Source organism: Streptomyces flavofungini (assembly GCF_014650815.1).
GTDB lineage: Bacteria > Actinomycetota > Actinomycetes > Streptomycetales > Streptomycetaceae > Streptomyces > Streptomyces flavofungini.
This window is the reverse complement of the sequence record NZ_BMVR01000009.1, coordinates 184,222-201,569: the sequence shown is the minus strand read 5'-3', so window position 1 is coordinate 201,569 and position 17,348 is coordinate 184,222. Positions and strand designations below refer to the sequence as shown.

Genomic DNA, 17,348 nt, shown 5'->3' with positions numbered 1-17,348 from the left:
CGCCAAGGGACACCCATGCCCCCCTCGTCCCCCGCCGCGTCGTCCCCGCTCACGCTGGACCTGTTCTTCGACGCGCTGTCCGTGGACCGCCAGGAACCGCTGCGCGATCTCGTCCGGAGCGCCCGCAGGCTGCGCGGCCATCTGGCGCCCCTGGTCCTGTCCGTCGCCGCCTGTGAGGGCGCGGTCCTGGGCAGCGGCTCCACGGACGAAGTGCGCCGCATGCGAGCGAGGGTCGACGACTACCGCGCGCTCGCCACGCTCCTGTCGACCGAAGTGCCAGGACTCCGCGTGCTCAAGGGCCCCTCGCTGGCGGAGCACTATCCGAGCGGGGTGCTCCGCCCCAGCGGTGATCTGGACGCGTACGTACCCGACGAGGCCGCCCTGTGGCGGGCCGTGGCGGCGGTGCTGCGTACCCGTCCGGTGACCGATGTCGACGTGACGGTGCTCGGCAGCGGGACCCACGTGCACTGGGTCGTGGTTCTTCGCTGGTCCGCGGAGGATCCGGCCCTCGACCCCGATCACCGCGTCGAGTTGGTGACCTTCGCCTACCCGGGGCAGCCCGGGGTGGTGCCGTTGCGTGCCGAGCCGCCGCGCGACCAGGTGTTGGGCGACCTGCTGGCCATCGCGGAGGAGGCGTTCCAACGTCCCTTCACCATCAAGGACGTTCTCGATCTGGCCCTCACCCTCGACAGCGCCGACTGCCCGTCCCCGGCGGTGCTCGCCGAGGCCGCGGTCCGATATCGGCTCGCGCCGGAACTGCTGAGTCTGAGCCGGGCATTGCACGGCGCGGAGAAGCTGGCGAGCCCGGCCAACGACCGTCTGCTGACGCTGCTGGAGGGCGACGCCGCGCGCGAGTCGGCCGCGAGGCGCGGTCGCGAGAGCGCGCCCCAGGTGCCCGAGCGCGCCTGGACCAGGGAGCCCTGCCTGAACAGCGGCCGGCCACTCCACGGCCTGCGGCTGTCTGCCGACCCCACTTCCCGCCCGGACAGCGCGGTGCGGTTCCACACGTTCACCGGCGGCGTGCTGCTGCTCTGCCCGCTGGGGGAGTTCCTGCTGGTCGAGACGGAGCTCGTGGACCCGGCGGCGTACGAGGCGGCACTCACCGAACTTCGCCGGCTGCGCGCCGTCGAGGGGGAGCGGTCATGAGCGCCGTCCATGTCGAGGACCTCAGCCGCCGGTTCCGCGGCCGCAAGGGCCAGGAGGTCACCGCGCTCGACGCGGTGAGCCTGCGCGTCGAGGAGGGAGAGGTCGTAGGGCTTCTCGGGCCCAACGGTGCGGGGAAGACCACGCTGTCGCGGATCCTCACGACGCTCCTGCTTCCCACGAGCGGATCGGCCCGGGTGGAGGGCCTCGACGTGGTGCGTGAGGCGACCGCGGTGCGGGAGCGCATCGGCCTCGTACTCGGCGGCGAGCGCGGCCTGTACGGTCGCTTGACTGCCCGTCAGAACCTGAGGTACTGGGGCGCCATGCAGGGCCTCACCGGCAGCCACTGCCGCACGCGGGCCGACGAGCTCCTCGAACGGCTCGGTCTCGCCGCACGTGCGGACGACCGGGTGGAGACGTACTCACGCGGCATGGTGCAGCGGGTCCATCTGGCCCGCGCGCTGCTGCGCAACCCGCGCGTGCTCATCATGGACGAGCCCACCAGCGGCATGGACCCCCATGCCGCGCAGGGCTTCCGCGGGCTCGTCGAAGAGTTACGCGACGGCGGCTCGACCGTGCTCCTGGCCACCCATGACATGCAGGAAGCACAGCTACTGTGCTCGCGCGTCACGCTGATCGACCACGGCCGCATCCTTCGCGAAGGGGCGCCCAAGGACCTGCTCACCGGGCTCGACTCGCCCCGGACCGTGACCGCAGGCGGTGTCTCGGCGGTCGTCGCCGGGGCCGTCGCGGGCATCCCGGGTGTCGCAGTGGAGGGGCCGACGCCGGAGGGGCTCGTGACGCTCCGGGTCACGGGGGACGACGCGGTGTCCGAGGTACTGCGGATACTCACCGCCGCGGGCGTGCACGAGCTGTCGGTGGCCGCGCCCACCCTGGCCGAGGTCTACCGATCCATCATTGAGGACCGGGAGTTCGCCCTCTGATGGCCGCCTTCGTGCAGTTGCAGTGGCTGCTCCTGACGCGCTCCCCACGTCTGCTGGCCACGCTGTTCGTCGTCCCGCTCTACGCGGTGGTCTTCTTCACCACGGTGCGCTCGTACGAGGCGCCGGAGCTGGCCGGCACGGTGGCGCTGACCGCGTTCTCGATGAGTATGTGGTCGCAGGCGATGTTCGTTGCGGCGGAAGTCGTCGACAACGACCGGTGGGACGGCACCCTGGAGCCCTCCCTGCTCACCCCGAACGCCTATGTGCGCTCCCTGGTGACGAGGGTCTGCACCGTCACGGCGCTGAGCGTGCCGGTCCTGGTGGAGGTCATCGCGATCGGGCGGGTCGGCTTCGGATTCCCACTGCCGGTGCACCGGCCCGTCATCGCGCTCACGGCCACGCTGCTGCTCGTCGTCGGTACCGCCGGGTCCGCTCTGCTGGTCAGCGCGCTCATGATCATCGTGCCCGTGGGGCGGCTGCTGCAGAACGCGCTGACCTACCCCTTCTACATCCTCGGTGGCCTGGTACTGCCCGTCACTTCGCTGCCGGCTCCCGTCGAGTGGGTCGCGCGCCTGTTCTTCCTGTCCCATGGGGCACAGCTCCTCCGCGACGCGATGAGCGGGGCCGACGGCAGTCACTGGGGCGACTTCTGGGCCCTGTTCGTGCTGTCGGCCATGCAGTTGGCGGCCGGTGTGTTCCTGCTGCGCCGCGCCCTGTCGCGGGCGCGCCGAGGGGAGGCCAGGCTCTATGCGTAACGCCGGCGCGCTGTTCCATCAGATCGGCTACGGACTGCTGAGCAGCTACCAGGACTACCGCGCCCTGTACACATGGCGCTCGTGGCTGTTCGGCTGGATGGTCCGGCTGCTGTGCCAGGTGCTGTTCTTCTCGATGGTCGGCAAGGCGATCGGCTCGGACGGGGCGCAGCACTACATGGCGCTGGGCAACGCAGTGATCCTGGGGCCGCTCGGCGCTTTGGGGGTGGTCTCCTCCAGCGTGGCCGAACGCCGCGGCGGGACCCTGCAGTTCCTGCTGCTCAGCCGTAACGGCCCGTTCCCCGTGCTGTTGTCCCGGGGCCTGTACTGGGCCGCCGACGGGGTCGTCACCTCGTGCTTCGCGCTCGTGGTCCTGCGCTGGCTGGTGGGTGTCGAGATCAGCCCGCCGATCCTGCCCGTCTGCTTTCTGCTCCAGATCCTGATCACTCTCAGCGGCTACAGCCTGGCCCTGGCCCTGGCGGGGGTCAGCCTGCGGTGGCCGGAGAGTCGTATGTATCTGACGGCCGGGGCGACGATCCTGCTGATGACGATCGCCGGGGTGAACACAGCGCCTCCGAGCGGAGGCATCGGCGGCGCCGTCGCCTCCGTGTTGCCGGCCACCCATGGCCTGCGGGCGATTCGTTCGGCCGTGGCGGGCGGCGGTGTTCCGCCGACCGCCGTGCTCGCCGAGTGCGGGGTGCTCCTCCTGTGGGGCGCGGTCAGTTGGCTGACGCTCACCGGGTCCCTCCGCTACCAGGTCCGCGCGGGCGCGCTCAACCTCCGCTGAGCTCCACACGCCTCTCCCCCCTTCGCCCCCGACTCCACAGCTCCCTCGACCACTTCCAGCAGAGAGAACCAGCCATGAGCGCAGTGAACGTCTTCAGCCTGGTCGGCCCGCCCGGGTCGGGGAAAACCACTCAGGCCGCTCGTCTGGCTGCGGCCGTGGGCGAGGCCCTGGGCTCCCCGGTGCTGCGCGCCTCCGTGCCCGCGCTGCTGCGGGGCGAACCCGACATCACGGCCCGGCTGACCCCGCACCAACGGGTACGGGTGGCCGAGGCCCGGGAGGCCGCACACGCCTACGCCGACCGGGGTGAGCTGATGCCGACGGAACTCGACCGCGTGATACTGGAGTTGGTGTGCCGGGTCGGCCGGAGCGAGCCGGTCGTGCTCGACAGCGTGCCGCGCGGCTGCGAGCAGGCCCGCCTGCTGCTCGCCAGTGGCCTGGCCCACACGAAGCTGATGGTGCTTCATCTCCGCGCGCCTGATGACCCTTTCGAGTTCTCGATGCGCCGCCAGCTCGCCCGCGCGGCCTCCAGGGGCGAGGCTCCTGTCACCGCCCAGCACCTCTTGCGGATGACGCGGAAGGCCCACGTCTACGCCGAGCAGACCCTCCCCGGCCTGGCCGACATCGCGCGCACCGGCACCCGTCTCGCCGACTTCGACGCGGACGCTCCCGTCGACCGCGTCGCCCAGGAGATCCGCGAGTACCTCGTCCGCCGCGGCGCCCTGCCACCGCTGCGGGCCGTGGCCTCCACGGGTGTCGGTGCCGCGCGGCAGGGGGCCGGGCCGTGCAGCTGATCCTGGTCCGGCACGGGCGTACGCAGGCCAACGCCCAGGCCCGTTTCCCCCTCACCTCTGACGTGCCCCTGGACGGGGTCGGCCGCGAACAGGTCACCCGCACCGGGAGGCTGTTGGCCGCGTCGGACTTCCGCCCCGAGGCCATCCACAGCAGCGACGCGGCGCGCGCACTCCAGACCGCCGCCGTCCTTCGGGACTTGATCGACCCGGACCTGAGCATCACTCCCCGACCGGGACTGCGCGAGCTGGACTGGGGTGAGCTGCGCGGACGATCCATCTCCCCCGGCGCCGCCGGTGACACCTCGTACGCACGCTGGCAGCAGGACCCGATGAGCAGGCTCCCTGGAGGAGAGAGCCTCGTCGATGTCGCCACCCGGGTGGACGGGATGCTGCGGCTGCTCGCCGACGACGGGCGTCCGGCGATCGTCGTGTCCCACGCGGTCACGCTCACCGTCCTGACGGCGCGGGTCTACGGCTGGGACCTCCTCGAAACCTGGCGGACGCACCGGGCGCACCTGCCGCCCGGGCAGTTCCGTCGCCTGGAGCTCACCGCACCGCCGGTTCCGGCCCGGTCTCTACCCCGTTGCACCTGAAAGGACCACCATGGCCTACACATCCCTGACGCCTCTGATCGAGGAAGGCGTACTCGACGAGGTCCTCGAAGGCCTCGGCTTCCTCCACGCGAACGACCACTGCCGCCGCAACTGCACCCACTGCCCCGCCTTCGGCGACACGACACCCGTACAGATGACGCCCTTCGCGACCCTGACCCGCCTCGCGCACGACGTCGGCGAGGCGTTCCGGGACCGGGGCATCACAGCGCAGCGCAGCATCGTCTCCTGGCGGATCAGCGATCCGCTCGACTACCACGTCAGGGACGGAAAGACCACCCGGACCACGTTCGACGTCGCCCGGATCTGGCGTGAACACCTGGGCCAAGGGCTTTACTTGGTGACCAACGGCAGTGAGGGCAAACGGTTCGCGCGGACCGCGCTGCGCGACGTCGCTGCCGCGCCCGAGGTGGTCTCCCAGGTCAAGCTGACCGTCACCCCCTGTGACCAGGGCTGGGGCAGCGAGCGCTATCTGCACAGCATCGCCGAGGACATCGCGACGCTCGCCCCGCTGTGGGACCTGGGCTCGACCCGCATGGAGGATCCCTCGGGTCTGCGTTTCCGCATCAACCTGAAGTCGACGCGGGACCGGCGCGAGGAGGCGCTGGAGTTCATGGCCCAGGCCCTTGAGTTGGCGGGGCTGCGCCCCGGCGCGGCCGAGAAAGCCATGGCCGACCCCCGGCGCATTTCGGCCAAGGACATCTACGACCTGGGCTCCTACGTCGGGGACAGCCCGGTGGTGAACGCCATCAGCATCAAGGGCAACAACGGCAAGCGGTTCAAGTCGACCGCCGACACCCGCACGCACCACCAGTACGGCATCTACCCCGACGGCGGCGTCCGGGTCATCGACATGTACGAGTTCAAGGTCTACGAGGCAACTGGCGAGTCCGGTGCCCCGCTCCGCGTCGACCTGCGGAACGCCGCCTGACATCCGGCGCGGCCAGGTCGAAGGAAACGGAAGACAGGAGTCAGGGTGAAGCAGGACAGAGTCGTACCGCTGTATCGAGCCGCCGGGTTCCCCACGCCGCTGACCGGCGCGAAGGCACAGTCCCTCGCCCGCCTGCACGGGGCAGGTCTAGCGATCCCTGATGGCGTCTGCGTGACCTCGCGCTGGTTCGGCGAGGTCGCGTCCCGCACGGACATCGGCGAGACGATCGAGGACCAACTGCGCGATCTGGGCGCGGTTCCCACCGGTACGGGGCGCTCCCTGGAACTCATCCGCCGGGCCCTCACGCGCACGCTCTGGCCCGAGGACCTGGTCCTGGAGGTGCGCGCGGCGGCGGAGCGGCTGCTCGGCGAAGGGCCGGTGATGGTGCGCTCGTCGGTTCCCGTCGAGGACGGCGCCGGTCTGTCGTACGCCGGTGTCTTCGAGTCCGAGGGGCCGCTGAGCACCACGGCGGAGGTGCTGTCGGCGCTCGCCCGCTGCTGGGCGGCGCTGTACTCGGCCCGCGCCTTCTCCTACGCACGAGGCCAACTGCCCCGGGAGTACGCCGCTTTCCTGCAGACCTGGGTGCGCCCCGACGCGCACGGCGTGCTCTTCACCCAGGACCCCGTCACCCACGCCCGCGGGCCGATCACCGATGTCGCCTGGGGCAACGCGACCGACACCACGTCGGGGCGGGGAAGCGCCACGCGCCTGGCCCTCGCGGACCGGGACAGCGGCGACGTCCTGCCGCACGAGCTGCGGGACTCGCTCATCTCCCTTGCCGAACAGGGCGAACAGCTCTTCGGCCACGCGCTCGACCTGGAGTGGGTGTGGAGCGACGGGCGGCTGCACACGCTTCAGGCCCGCCCCATCACGCACGCGACCGCGGTTCACGCGCCGACGGCCGCCGCCTGGTGGCCGGACTCCGACGTCGGGGCGCTGCACGACGTCGATCTCGGCCTGTGCCGGCGGCGCTTCGAGGGCGCTCTGCAGAAACACATCTGGCTGCGTCGGCAGTGTGCTGCCCTCGATGTTCCGACTTACCGCGAGGCGTACGTCGTCTACCGCCCGCAGGACACCGAGCGCCTCGCGGCCGAACTGTCCGGACATCTGCGCACCGAGTTCGTGCAGATCAACTGGGGTGCGCGCGGCACCGGCACCGTCGCGCCGCTGGCGGAGCTCGCAGACCGCCTCAAGCGCGGGCACGACCGCAATCCGCTGGCCGACCCGGCCTTCTGCGCGGCGCACATCGGGGAGATCGTGGCGGCCGAGGCGTCCGGCTTCTCCGCCGTGCTCAGCGACGGGACCGTCGTCATCGAGGCATTTCCTGCCGGGCTTCCGGGCATCAAGGAAGGCGGGCTCGTCCCGTCGGTCTTCACCGTCTCCGCCGAGGGAGCGATCACCCGTGAGCACATCGCCGACTTCGACCGCCGGTGCCGGATCGAGCCCGGCGAGGGCTGGTGGTGGCGCCCGCAGGACACGCCTCCGTATTCCTTCGACCGGTCCGACGCCGAGGTCCTGGACATCGCCCGGATCACCCGCGCCCTGTGCGACTCCCTCGGTGAGGCCCGCGTGGAGTGGTACGCCGGTGACGGCCGGGCCATGGTCCGCGACGTCAGTCTCGAAGGCGGCCGCCTCGACGCTCCTTCGGCCCCTGGAGGGCAGCTCATATCCGGCGGGGTCGCCTCGGGGACGGTGCTGAATCTTCCGGACCTCGCTGAGCTCGACGAGGCAGCCCGCACCCTGGAGGTCAGCGTCATCGGCTCCGGCACGGACAACGCCGCGGTCATGGCGGACGCCCGGATCACCGCCGCCGTCGCCGCGGTCCGCCGCACCGACAACGTCATCGTGGTGGCCGAGTACCCCTCGGCGGGGCTCATCCCGCTGGTGGACTTCGCGGCGGGCTTTGTCTTCCAGCGCGGCAACCTGCTCTGTCACACCGCCATCGTGCTGCGCGAACGGGGAGTTCCGGCGATCGTGTCGCGCGATGCCGCCCAACTGCTGTGCGACGGAATGTCGGTGGAGGTCTCTCCCGCCGGAGTGGCCGTCGTACACGATCAGGAGCGGGTGTGCTAGAGACCCACCTCCTCGCACACACAGGGATCTTGCGGCCCCTCGACCTCGGCAGTGCGCGGCTGGTGGATCGGCTGCTGTGCGACGACTCGCGCAGCGGTTCGGCGTGGCGCGGGCTGCTGGTGCGTCCGGACTTCGAGCCGGACGGCTTCACCGTGGCCGAGCGGATGAACGGCGAGGTGCTTCTTGAGGCTTCGGAGAGCGACTTCGGTACGTGGCTCTCCGGTGTGATCGAGGGGAAGTTGCGGCGGGTGCTGCCGTCCGGCGGGTATGCGGGGATGTCCGCCGTCGGCGGCTTCTGCCACGCGCAGACGATGCGGCTCCTGGAGCACTCCGTCGCGGGGGCACCGGTGGCGCGGACGCTGGCCAACCAGGAGTTGCCCTCGGTGGTGGACCGCGTGGTCGCGCACTGCGCGTTCGGAGATGTCCGGGCCCCGGTAGCCACCCACCGGGGGTACACGGACCGTTCCGTACGGGCCGCCCTGGACCTGGCCCCCCTGGTCCTGAACGCGTGCGGGTCGGACCTTGCCGCCCTGCTGCGCTACAGCCTCGCCGCCGGGCTGCTCGGCGCCGAGCAGAAGCTGCGCACGCCCGGACCCGGTCTCGCTCTGCCCGTCGGCGCGCCGGGCGACCCCGCGCCGACGGCGCACGACCTGTGGCCGCAGTACCGGAAGCTGGCCGAGCGGCCGCTCCACGTGGACTATTGGGATGCCTTTCTTGCCGAAGTGCTCGATGGTCCACGGCAGTTGGTGTGGTTCTTCGACGACTGCGCCGAGACCGTGATCGATCTTCTGCTGCTCGACCGCCTCATGGAGGCCAATCCGCGATTGCGGCTCACCCTGGTGCCCAAGTCCCTGCCCTGCTACACCGACGCCGACGCGCCTCTCCTGCTCCGCCTGCTCAACTCGCCGCGTCTGCGGTCACTTGGCGTCGACCGGCTGCGGGCAACGGACGTGTGCACGACCGGACCGAGCATGGCCACGGCCAACCTGCGCAAGCTGTCCCCGGAGCTGGCCCGTGCCCTGCACGAAGCGGACTGCGTGTTCGTGAAGGGCACCAATGTCCACGAGATGTTCCAGGGCGGCATCAGCAAGGTGATGTACACCGGATTCGTGCTGGTCAGCGAGTTCAACGAAGGGGCAATGGGGGTGAACGCGGCCACGGCACCTCTGTTCCTGGTCCGCTCCGAGCCTGGTGAGTACACGAACTGGGGCTTCGAAGGGCGCCGCTTCCGTACGCAGCGCTACGCCAACGGTCGGCACGTCAGGTTGTGCTGGAGCACTTTGACAGACCGTGAGCGGCGCAAGGAGTGCACCGAACCCGTCGCGCTCCGCGAAGAGTGGCGTCGGCTCGACGCGCTCGCCGAACGGGTCGCACCCAGAACGCGCGTTGCGCTGGAGAGCGAGCGGGGAAGGGTGTGCAGGAGGCTGCAGCAGCTCACCGGAACATCCGTCGGCCCCACCCCTTCTTGGAGTCCACATGCCTGACCCCGAAGCCGACTGGCTGGACGAAGTGGAACGCCTCGCCGCCGGGGCGATCGCCCGCTTCCCCCGCCACAACGAGATCTTTCACCTCGTCTCCCGCCTCGCCGAAGAGACGGGGGAAGTCGCCCAGCAGGTCAACCACTTGGAGGGCATGGGGCTCAAGCGCGACCGCCACGGCGAACCGGAAGTCGGAGACCTCACCAAGGAGGTGCTCGACGTGGTGCGCTGTGCCGTGACGATCGCCATGCATTACGGCTGCATCGATGACCTCCGGGAGCTCACGTCGCAGAAGCTGGCCTCGTACCGCCGGGAGGGGTGGGTGAACTGACGGCGCACCGCGCCGAACGGCGTCGGGACAGCGGCGCCGTCGGTGTCGATCAAGGCCGAACCTCATTCGGGACGAAGAGGTCGTGGGTTCAAATCCCGCCACCCCGACAGCCGTAACACCAGATCAGGTCCGGTACTGAGAGATCAGTACCGGACCTGATCTGCGTTCGGGGGCCAGTTTGGGGGCCAACTTCAGGATGCGGCTCCCAGGGAGGCGGTCCGGTTCGGTCCAGAAGGGGAACACCGCCCCGCGGCCGACCGGGACGTAGGCTGGAGCCGCCGGACGCTTCTCGTACGCCGACTCCGCTCGGCGTCGCTTCCGGCGCACCACGACAGCGGGCCGCGCCGCCATCGGCCCGAAGAGGGGCGTGCGTCATGAACGCACCCATCGTCCGCCGCAGTTCAGCCGCCCCCGGACGACCCGCCACGTACCCACCCGCCAGGCTCGCCCTGCGCCCACCGACCTTCCCGCCGGGTCCGGTGTGCGGGGCCTGGTGGCCCCGCACCGATGACCTCGCCGCCGAACTGGCCTCGCTCACCGATGTGTTCGACGACTCCCACGGCCTCGTGACCCGGATCGCGTCCCACCGCGGAAGCTGGCCGCGCGAGCCGCGCACCCTCCCCGTGACGGGTCACACGGTCACGGCCATCTGGTACACGTCCGGCCTCGACCCGCACACGATCCGGCTCTTCTCCTGCGGTGCCCGCCGCTGGGACCTGCTCGTCGTCCCGCCGCGCAGCGAGGCCGACGCGGCGGCCCGGCTGATGACCGCCGCGGCCGACCCCGCCCTCCACCTCACCGGAACGGACCTGATGGCGGCCGAGGGCCCGTCCGGGTAGCCCGCCGCGCACGACCGGCGGCGACCAGCTCGCCGCCGGACTCCCCGCCCCCGCGGACGACCGGTGGGCGTCGCGACGCCGCGCCGACCCACCGAACAGGCCCTAGCAGCCCGGCAGGTGCACCCGCAGCTCTTCGGCGATACCCGCCAAGAGTCGAGGACAACGCGCCACCGTGGAATGCCGACCCAGACCCGTTGGCGATCGGTCCCCAGGGACATCCGCCTTCGAGAGGGTCGCCATGACCTCACCCCCCGCAGCGACCTGTGTCCAGGAAGTCCGCCTTCACGGCGACTGCACCCTGGTGGTCCTGTGCGGTGAAATCGACATCCACACCGCCCCCGGCATCACCGACTGCCTCGACGCGCTCACCCACACCGGCGACTCCGACTTGCTGATCGACCTGCGCCCCGTCGACTTCATGGACGGCGCCGGGGTACGAATCCTCCATCGCGCCCGAACCCGGACCAGCGGCCGTCACGGACGCTTTCGCCTGATCTGCACCCGCCCCGTGACCCGCCGCCTGCTCAACCATCCACGACTACGCCTGGACTTCGACATCCTGAATCGGCTGCCCCTGCCCGTACCACCACAGGCAGCGGCCTGACTGACGCGAAACCACCCTGGCCGCGCCCCGCGACGCCACTACGCTCACCAAGCGGCCCCGGACCCTGGTCGACCGTGCGCCTCCCGCCCGCTGGCTCTTCAGGCACCCAGCACACCGGTCGAGGCAACCCGGCCTGCCGCCCCATGGGGAGTGCGGCCGCAGGCCGGGCGCACGGCGGTCCTCGCTGTGCCTCCTGGGAGTCACCCCACTCCCGAAGCCCCTTCCTCAGCCGGTGAAACCCGGCACCACCAGACCCGACTCGTACGCGATCACCACCGCGTGGGTGCGGTTCTGCGCGCCGAGCTTGGTCAGCACGTTCCCGGCGTGCGTCTTCACCGTCTCCAGGCTCACCGTGAGGGACCGCGCGATCTCCGGGTTGGACAGGCCGGTGGCCATCAGCCGCAGTACCTCTTCCTCCCGTCCCGTCAGCGCCGCCCTCGGCAACGCCTCGGCGGAGTCCAGGGGGCGGGCGGCGACCAGTCGGCGCAGGGCCGCCGGGAAGAGGATCGCTTCCCCCGCCGCCGCCACCCGTACCGCCTCCGCGATCTCCCGGACCGGCCGCCGCTTGAGGACGAAGCCGCCGGCGCCCGCGCTGAGGGCGGCGGTGACGTAGTCGTCGTTCTCGAAGGTGGTGATCACTACGACCTTCGGCGGGTCGGTTGCTCCGGCGAGGAGGTGGCGGGTGGCCTCGATTCCGTTGCGGCGCGGCATCCGTACGTCCATCAGGACCACGTCCGGGTGCAGTCGCCGCGCCTGCTCGACCGCCTCGACGCCGTCGGCGGCCTCCCCGACCACCTCGATCCCCGGCTGTGCCGCGAGCAGGGTGCGCAGACCGCTGCGGGTCACCTCGTCGTCGTCCGCGATCAGGAGGGTGACGGCTGCGCCGATGCCAGAGCCGGTCATGTCGACAACCGTACGGGCAGGCGGACCGCCAACCGCCAGTGGAGCGGCCCGTCCGGGCCCGCCTCGAACTCGCCGTGCAGCAGCCGCACGCGCTCGGCCAGGCCCGGCAGGCCGTGCCCGGACGTCGGGAAGGTGCCCCGGCCCGGGCCCGTGCCGGTGTTCGTCTCCGGGTCGATCCGGTTGACCACATCGAGTGCGAGTACGTCCGGCCCGGCTGCCGCCCTGACCGCGATCGAGCCGCCCGCCCCATACCGCAGCGCGTTCGTCAGCCCCTCCTGCAGGATCCGGTACGCCGCCCGGGAGAGCGTCCCCTGCACCTGCGCCAGGTCGCCCGACAGTTCCGGCTCGACCACCGCGCCCGCGTGCCGCAACCGGTCGAACAGCTCGGGCAGATCGGCCAGGGTGCGGGTCGGCGCCGGCTCCGACTTCTCCTCGCGCAGCGCACCCAGTACGTAGTCCAGGTCCTCCAGCGCGGCCCTGGCCGACTCCTCGATGCTGCGCAGGGCGGCCCGCGCCGCCACCGGGTCGGCAGCGAGCACTTCGCCGGCCACGGCGGCCTGGATCGTGGCCGCCGTCAGGGTGTGGCCGATCGAGTCGTGCAACTCGTGGGCCAGTCGGTTGCGTGCGGCCAGCCGCTGCTCACGCTCGGCCGCCAGCGCGAGCCGCTCGGCCGCCGAAGGACCCAGCAGCCGGGGCGCCAGCCACCGCAGTGCGTGCGCCACCACCGCACACACGACCGTCGCGAGGAGCAGGCTGACGAGTGCCACCGCCCAGCTCTGCCAGCCGCCCCCCGGTCGCACGGACCAGCCGAACAGGCTCAGCCCCGCCTCGGCGCGGAACCAGCCGAACGGGAGGGTCAGGCCCACGAGGACCAGCGCACCGCTGACCAGTGCCCCCGTCCACCCCAGTGCCACGTGCAGCAGCAGCCAGAGCGGAGTCCGCAGGCGGTCGGCGCCGGTCGGCGCGGCAGGGGCCGGGTCCGGCAGCGGCACCCTCAGCAGCCGACGGGCGAACGCGATCAGCGCCCGCCGCGTGGTGCGGGCGAGACCGACCACGCCGATCAGTACCGCCCAGACCAGCAGGGTCAGAGCGGCTTGCACGCCATAGGGAGCGGACGGCCACGCCAGCGTCGGCAGCATCGCGAAAGGCAGCAGCGGAATGCTCGCCAAGGCGCCGCAATAGGCGAAAAGCATGCCCGCATACGTGGAGCCGCTCAGCAGCGGCCGGATTCCCCTGATCATGATCAGGCCAGTATCGCCGGACCGCCGACCAGGAACCTCCCCCGATCGGGGGAGCCCTTTCTCCCGCCTTCCCGCGATGTGTGCCAAGACCCCCGGAAGTCAGGATCGTGCCCCGAGCAGTTGACCGGAGGACGGCTGATGAAAACGCAAGAGAGAGACGGGGCGCCCCAGCACACGGCGCCGACCTGGATTGCTGGGGCGGACCCGCATTCCCCCGGCCTCCAGGGCTACGGCTCCGGCACGCGGGCGCCGGGCGGCAGGAACGGCCTGGCCGTGGCCGCCCTGGTGCTGGGCCTCATCAGCTTGAGCAGCTCGATCGTCTTCATCGGCGGCCTGCTCGGCGTCATCGGCCTGGTCCTGGGCAGCGCCGCCCTGATCACGGCCAAGCGGACCGGCGTCGGCCGGAGCAAGGCCGTCACCGGCTTGGTGACGTCGGCCCTCGCGATCGTGGTGTCCGTCGTGGTCGCGTTCTTCCTGGCCTGGTACGCGAACAAGACGCAGGAGTGCTACCGGCCCGACAGCTTCCAGCAGTACAAGCAGTGCGTCCACGAACAGCTCAACGGAAACTGAGGTCAAGCATCACCGTGCGCAACACACAAAGAGCATCTCTCCTGGCCGTCGGCCTCGCGGCGACTTTCCTTTCGGCAATGACGCCCGCTCCCGCTACGGCCATCGCCACCTCTGACATCTCCGTGGCAAGGAATTCGCTGGGGCCGTACACGCAGCAGCAGCCCGATTGGCAACGGTGCGACGCGAGGAGCCCCGCCGCCTTTCAGTGCGCGACTCTCGAAGTACCGCTGGATTACGGCGATCCCGGCGGCAGGAAGGTGGAGATCGCGATATCCCGGCTGCGGGCGAGCAGTGCGAAGGAGCGTCGCGGCGTGCTGCTTCTCAACCCCGGCGGCCCCGGCGGGCCGGGTCTGAACATGCCTGTCGACGTGGGAGCGGACCTCCCCGCGAAGGTGAAGCGACAGTACGACCTCATCGGGTTCGACCCGAGGGGCGTCGGGCGGAGCTCCCCCGTCGGCTGCGGCCTGACCGCCGACGAGAGGATCACCGATCGCCCGTACCGAGCCGGGACCTTCGCGAAGGACGTGCGGTGGGCCCGTACGGTGGCCGCCAAGTGCCGGGCCAAGGGGGGTGACACGCTGCGGCACCTCACCACCCGCAACACCGCTCGCGACATGGACGTCATCCGTGCCGTGCTGGGAGAGAAGAAGATCTCCTACCTGGGGTACTCGTACGGCACCTACCTCGGCGCCGTCTACACGCAGTTGTTCCCCCGGCGAGCCGACCGGTTCGTGCTGGACAGTGCGGCCGACCCCGCGCGGTACGGGCGTGGCACGTTCCAGGGAATGGCGGCGGGGACCGAGCTCGCCTTCACGCGGTGGAGCCGTTGGGCTGCCCGGCGACACACGACGTACGCACTGGGCAGCACCCCGGCGGAGGTCCGCAGGACCTTCTGGCACCTGGTCGCGCGGGCCGACCGGAAGCCCATCGACTCGGACGAGGGACCCCTCACCGGTGACGGGGTCCGCGCCCAGCGCGCCACGTTCTTCCGCGTTCGGGCGGCCGCCTCCTGGGTCGCCGGGCTGAAGACGGCCGCCGAGGGCCGGGAGCCGGTCCCGTCCGGCACTCCTGGGCAGGCCGTTCCCCAACAGACCGGTCCGCAGCGGGCCGGTCCCCGGCAGACCGGTCCCCAACAGACCGGTTCGCAGCAAGCCGTTCCGCAGCAGGCCGTTCCCCCGGACAATGCCGACGCGAGCTCCTGGGCCGTCCTGTGCGCCGACACCAGCCGCACGTGGCCGCGCGACCCCGGGCAGTACCGTCGCGACGCGATCCGCGACAAGGCCCGGTATCCGCTGTACGGCGATTTCGCGTCCACCATCAAGCCGTGCGCCTTCTGGAAGCCGGGCAGCGAGCCCCCGACGAAGGTGCACAACAAGGTCAGATCGCTGATCGTGCACAACGAGTGGGACCCCCAGACGCCGCTGGCCTCCGGCCAGGCCATGCACCGGGCCCTGCGCGGCTCCCGGATGATCACCGTCGCCGGAGGGGAGGGGCACGGCGTCTACCCCTTCGGGTCCTGCGCGGACAAGAGCGCCACCCGCTACCTGACCACGGGCAGGCTCCCGGCCAAGGACCTGACCTGCCGCAAGGCCGGCTGACCCCATGCCCCTGCCCGCCGCCCCGGACACGTCACCGGAAGGCGGCCGCGTTCCGCGCCGCCCACGTGGCGTACGGGTGCGGCGCGCGGCCGAGGACGCGTTCGACGTCAGGGCTGACGCGGGTCTCGCCGGGGGTGGGGGTGCCGAGGATGGCGAGGGTGGTGTCGGCGACGGGGGCGGGCATGAAGTGCAGGAGCTGGGCGTGGGCCTGTTCGCGGGTCAGCTCGGTGAAGCGGACCGGTTCGGCGAGGGCCGCCGCGAGCGCCTCGGTCTGCTGGCGGGGGGTGATCAGGGCCGGGCCCGTGAGTTCGTAGACGCGCCCGGCGTGGCCGGGCTCGCGCAGCGTCGCCGCGGCGACCTCGGCGATGTCCGTCGGGTCGATGACCGGCAGGCCGACATCGCCGAAGGGGGCGGCGACGGTACGTGTCGTACGTACCGGCTCGGCCCACGCGTAGGAGTTGGAGGCGAAACCGCCGGGCCGCAGGATCGTCCACTCCAGCCCCGAGTCCCGTACCGCGTCCTCGATCGACCGCATCAGCGCGCCGTGCGAGGCCGAGTCCGGGCGGGTCACCACGCCCTGGGAGGACAGCAGCACCACCCGCTCGACGCCGCCCGCCTTCGCGGCGTCCAGGATGTCCCGCGGGTCGAGCAGGTGCGCACCGGCGCCGCCGTTCTGCAGGAACAGCGCCTTCGCGCCGTCGAGGACCGGCCGCAGGCTGTCCATGTCGGCCAGGTCCGCCCGGTGCTGCTCGACTCCTTCCGGTACGTCCGTCGGCGCGATCCCCCGGGACGTCGCCCGGACCTTCTCATCGGCCGCGGCCAGCGTCCGCACCAGCACTCGTCCGACGTTGCCGGTCGCTCCGGTCACCACGATCATCTTCGTCTCCTTGGAGTTGGTTGAGCAGTCAGCCGATCGGCCTGGTTGTTAGTTAGTTGGCTGACTTAGAAGGACGCTAGCACGGCGCACCCGGTGGTTGTCTATAGTTAGTCAGGTGACTGACTCAGAGAAGGTTCGCGGCGCCGGGCGCGGCGGCAAGCGGCAGCGGCTCATGGCCGCCGCCGCCCAGGTCCTGCACCGGCAGGGCGTGGAGCGCACCACCATCGCCGACATCGCGGCCGCCGCCGACGTGCCGGTCGGGAACGTCTACTACTACTTCAAGACCAAGGACGAGCTGGTCCAGGCAGCGCTCGCCGAGCACTCCGGGCACCTCACCGAGCTGACCGCCGGCCTCGACGCGCTGCCCGACCCGATGCGGCGGCTGAAGGCGCTGGTCGGGATGTGGGTCGACCAGCGGGACACCGCGGCACGGTACGGCTGCCCCACGGGCACGCTGGCCGCCGAGCTCGACAAGCGTTCCGAGGGCGGCCTCGACCAGGAGGCGGGCCGGGTCGTCCGGCAGCTCCTCGACTGGGTCGAGCGGCAGTTCCGCGAGCTGGGCCTGCCCGATCCCGGCGGCCTCGCACTCGCCTTCGTCGGCGCGTACCAGGGCATGTCCCTCCTGGCCAACGCCCTCCGCGACCCGGACGTCATGGTGAGCCAGGGCGCCCGCCTCAACGGGTGGCTCGACGGGCTCGGGAGCGAATGAGCGCATGCGCGAGCCCCCGGCGGAGCGGCGGCGCGCACCGGCCGACGTGGCGGTGAGCGCCGGCCCGGCCCGGCGGGAGCCCCCGCCTCGTATCGGTACCGGTCCCTCCCCTCGTGGGGACCGGTACCCACACGATGCGGGCGGCGTCACCCCCCGCCGGAAGAGC

At 71.4% G+C, this 17,348-nt stretch carries 18 protein-coding genes; 15 read left to right on the top strand and 3 right to left on the bottom strand.

Annotation, left to right across the window (positions count from 1 at the left end; translation table 11 throughout):
• Nucleotides 1-15 precede the first annotated feature (15 nt).
• The 12 genes from IE274_RS24355 (at nucleotide 16) to IE274_RS24300 (ending at nucleotide 11,284) form a co-directional block, all read left to right on the top strand.
• Nucleotides 16-1,146: a nucleotidyltransferase family protein gene (locus tag IE274_RS24355; RefSeq protein WP_190117995.1), complete on the top strand. Its 1,131-nt coding sequence runs from the start codon at nucleotides 16-18 to the stop codon at nucleotides 1,144-1,146.
• Nucleotides 1,143-2,087 (top strand): ABC transporter ATP-binding protein, encoded by a 945-nt coding sequence (locus IE274_RS24350; RefSeq protein ID WP_190117994.1) that lies wholly within the window; start codon nucleotides 1,143-1,145, stop codon nucleotides 2,085-2,087. The genes IE274_RS24355 and IE274_RS24350 overlap by 4 nt, the downstream gene beginning before the upstream one ends.
• Nucleotides 2,087-2,842, top strand: coding sequence for an ABC transporter permease (locus IE274_RS24345; RefSeq protein ID WP_190117993.1), 756 nt, complete (start codon nucleotides 2,087-2,089; stop codon nucleotides 2,840-2,842). The genes IE274_RS24350 and IE274_RS24345 overlap by 1 nt, the downstream gene beginning before the upstream one ends.
• Nucleotides 2,835-3,626: an ABC transporter permease gene (locus IE274_RS24340; RefSeq protein ID WP_190117992.1), complete on the top strand. Its 792-nt coding sequence runs from the start codon at nucleotides 2,835-2,837 to the stop codon at nucleotides 3,624-3,626. Before IE274_RS24345 ends, IE274_RS24340 begins: the two co-directional genes overlap by 8 nt.
• Nucleotides 3,627-3,700: 74 nt before the next feature.
• Nucleotides 3,701-4,417, top strand: coding sequence for a nucleoside/nucleotide kinase family protein (locus tag IE274_RS24335; RefSeq protein ID WP_190117991.1), 717 nt, complete (start codon nucleotides 3,701-3,703; stop codon nucleotides 4,415-4,417).
• Nucleotides 4,408-5,010 (top strand): histidine phosphatase family protein, encoded by a 603-nt coding sequence (locus IE274_RS24330; RefSeq protein WP_190117990.1) that lies wholly within the window; start codon nucleotides 4,408-4,410, stop codon nucleotides 5,008-5,010. Before IE274_RS24335 ends, IE274_RS24330 begins: the two co-directional genes overlap by 10 nt.
• Nucleotides 5,011-5,020: 10 nt before the next feature.
• Nucleotides 5,021-5,959, top strand: coding sequence for a hypothetical protein (locus IE274_RS24325; protein ID WP_190117989.1), 939 nt, complete (start codon nucleotides 5,021-5,023; stop codon nucleotides 5,957-5,959).
• A gap of 45 nt (nucleotides 5,960-6,004) precedes the next feature.
• Complete coding sequence (locus IE274_RS24320) at nucleotides 6,005-8,032, top strand: PEP/pyruvate-binding domain-containing protein (RefSeq protein ID WP_190117988.1); 2,028 nt, start codon at nucleotides 6,005-6,007, stop codon at nucleotides 8,030-8,032.
• A gap of 29 nt (nucleotides 8,033-8,061) precedes the next feature.
• Nucleotides 8,062-9,516, top strand: a complete 1,455-nt coding sequence (locus IE274_RS24315; RefSeq protein ID WP_190117987.1) for an ARMT1-like domain-containing protein — start codon at nucleotides 8,062-8,064, stop codon at nucleotides 9,514-9,516.
• Entirely contained in the window at nucleotides 9,509-9,841 is a 333-nt protein-coding gene (locus IE274_RS24310) for a nucleoside triphosphate pyrophosphohydrolase family protein (protein ID WP_190117986.1), read from the top strand. Before IE274_RS24315 ends, IE274_RS24310 begins: the two co-directional genes overlap by 8 nt.
• Before the next feature lie 374 nt (nucleotides 9,842-10,215).
• Nucleotides 10,216-10,680: a DUF5994 family protein gene (locus IE274_RS24305; RefSeq protein WP_190117985.1), complete on the top strand. Its 465-nt coding sequence runs from the start codon at nucleotides 10,216-10,218 to the stop codon at nucleotides 10,678-10,680.
• A gap of 238 nt (nucleotides 10,681-10,918) precedes the next feature.
• Nucleotides 10,919-11,284 carry an STAS domain-containing protein gene (locus IE274_RS24300; protein ID WP_190117984.1) on the top strand — a complete coding sequence of 122 codons (366 nt, stop codon included), beginning with the start codon at nucleotides 10,919-10,921 and terminating at the stop codon, nucleotides 11,282-11,284.
• A 225-nt stretch (nucleotides 11,285-11,509) separates the two neighbouring features.
• Here IE274_RS24300 and IE274_RS24295 read toward each other — a convergent pair whose 3' ends face one another.
• Both IE274_RS24295 and IE274_RS24290 read right to left on the bottom strand, forming a co-directional pair.
• Nucleotides 11,510-12,187: a response regulator gene (locus tag IE274_RS24295; RefSeq protein ID WP_190117983.1), complete on the bottom strand. Its 678-nt coding sequence runs from the start codon at nucleotides 12,185-12,187 to the stop codon at nucleotides 11,510-11,512.
• Nucleotides 12,184-13,428: a sensor histidine kinase gene (locus tag IE274_RS24290; RefSeq protein WP_190117982.1), complete on the bottom strand. Its 1,245-nt coding sequence runs from the start codon at nucleotides 13,426-13,428 to the stop codon at nucleotides 12,184-12,186. Before IE274_RS24290 ends, IE274_RS24295 begins: the two co-directional genes overlap by 4 nt.
• A 138-nt stretch (nucleotides 13,429-13,566) precedes the next feature.
• On the opposite strand from IE274_RS24290, the gene IE274_RS24285 reads away from it, so the two are divergent.
• The gene (locus IE274_RS24285; RefSeq protein WP_229909770.1) at nucleotides 13,567-13,998 is read left to right on the top strand and encodes a DUF4190 domain-containing protein; all 432 of its coding nucleotides are present in this window, start codon (nucleotides 13,567-13,569) and stop codon (nucleotides 13,996-13,998) included.
• Between the two features lie 311 nt (nucleotides 13,999-14,309).
• Entirely contained in the window at nucleotides 14,310-15,596 is a 1,287-nt protein-coding gene (locus IE274_RS24280; protein ID WP_372446968.1) for an alpha/beta hydrolase, read from the top strand.
• Between the two features lie 31 nt (nucleotides 15,597-15,627).
• Here IE274_RS24280 and IE274_RS24275 read toward each other — a convergent pair whose 3' ends face one another.
• Nucleotides 15,628-16,473 carry an SDR family oxidoreductase gene (locus tag IE274_RS24275; RefSeq protein ID WP_190117980.1) on the bottom strand — a complete coding sequence of 282 codons (846 nt, stop codon included), beginning with the start codon at nucleotides 16,471-16,473 and terminating at the stop codon, nucleotides 15,628-15,630.
• 115 nt (nucleotides 16,474-16,588) lie between these two features.
• On the opposite strand from IE274_RS24275, the gene IE274_RS24270 reads away from it, so the two are divergent.
• Nucleotides 16,589-17,182 carry a TetR/AcrR family transcriptional regulator gene (locus IE274_RS24270; protein WP_372446969.1) on the top strand — a complete coding sequence of 198 codons (594 nt, stop codon included), beginning with the start codon at nucleotides 16,589-16,591 and terminating at the stop codon, nucleotides 17,180-17,182.
• Nucleotides 17,183-17,348: the final 166 nt, after the last annotated feature.

Coding starts and splice junctions, on each gene's coding strand:
- IE274_RS24300 (WP_190117984.1), top strand. CDS start 10,919: ATGACCTCACCCCCCGCAGCGACCTGTGTCCAGGAAGTCCGCCTTCAC.
- IE274_RS24325 (WP_190117989.1), top strand. CDS start 5,021: ATGGCCTACACATCCCTGACGCCTCTGATCGAGGAAGGCGTACTCGAC.
- IE274_RS24355 (WP_190117995.1), top strand. CDS start 16: ATGCCCCCCTCGTCCCCCGCCGCGTCGTCCCCGCTCACGCTGGACCTG.
- IE274_RS24290 (WP_190117982.1), bottom strand. CDS start 13,428: ATGATCAGGGGAATCCGGCCGCTGCTGAGCGGCTCCACGTATGCGGGC.
- IE274_RS24310 (WP_190117986.1), top strand. CDS start 9,509: ATGCCTGACCCCGAAGCCGACTGGCTGGACGAAGTGGAACGCCTCGCC.
- IE274_RS24305 (WP_190117985.1), top strand. CDS start 10,216: ATGAACGCACCCATCGTCCGCCGCAGTTCAGCCGCCCCCGGACGACCC.
- IE274_RS24350 (WP_190117994.1), top strand. CDS start 1,143: ATGAGCGCCGTCCATGTCGAGGACCTCAGCCGCCGGTTCCGCGGCCGC.
- IE274_RS24285 (WP_229909770.1), top strand. CDS start 13,567: ATGAAAACGCAAGAGAGAGACGGGGCGCCCCAGCACACGGCGCCGACC.
- IE274_RS24345 (WP_190117993.1), top strand. CDS start 2,087: ATGGCCGCCTTCGTGCAGTTGCAGTGGCTGCTCCTGACGCGCTCCCCA.
- IE274_RS24340 (WP_190117992.1), top strand. CDS start 2,835: ATGCGTAACGCCGGCGCGCTGTTCCATCAGATCGGCTACGGACTGCTG.
- IE274_RS24295 (WP_190117983.1), bottom strand. CDS start 12,187: ATGACCGGCTCTGGCATCGGCGCAGCCGTCACCCTCCTGATCGCGGAC.
- IE274_RS24275 (WP_190117980.1), bottom strand. CDS start 16,473: ATGATCGTGGTGACCGGAGCGACCGGCAACGTCGGACGAGTGCTGGTG.
- IE274_RS24335 (WP_190117991.1), top strand. CDS start 3,701: ATGAGCGCAGTGAACGTCTTCAGCCTGGTCGGCCCGCCCGGGTCGGGG.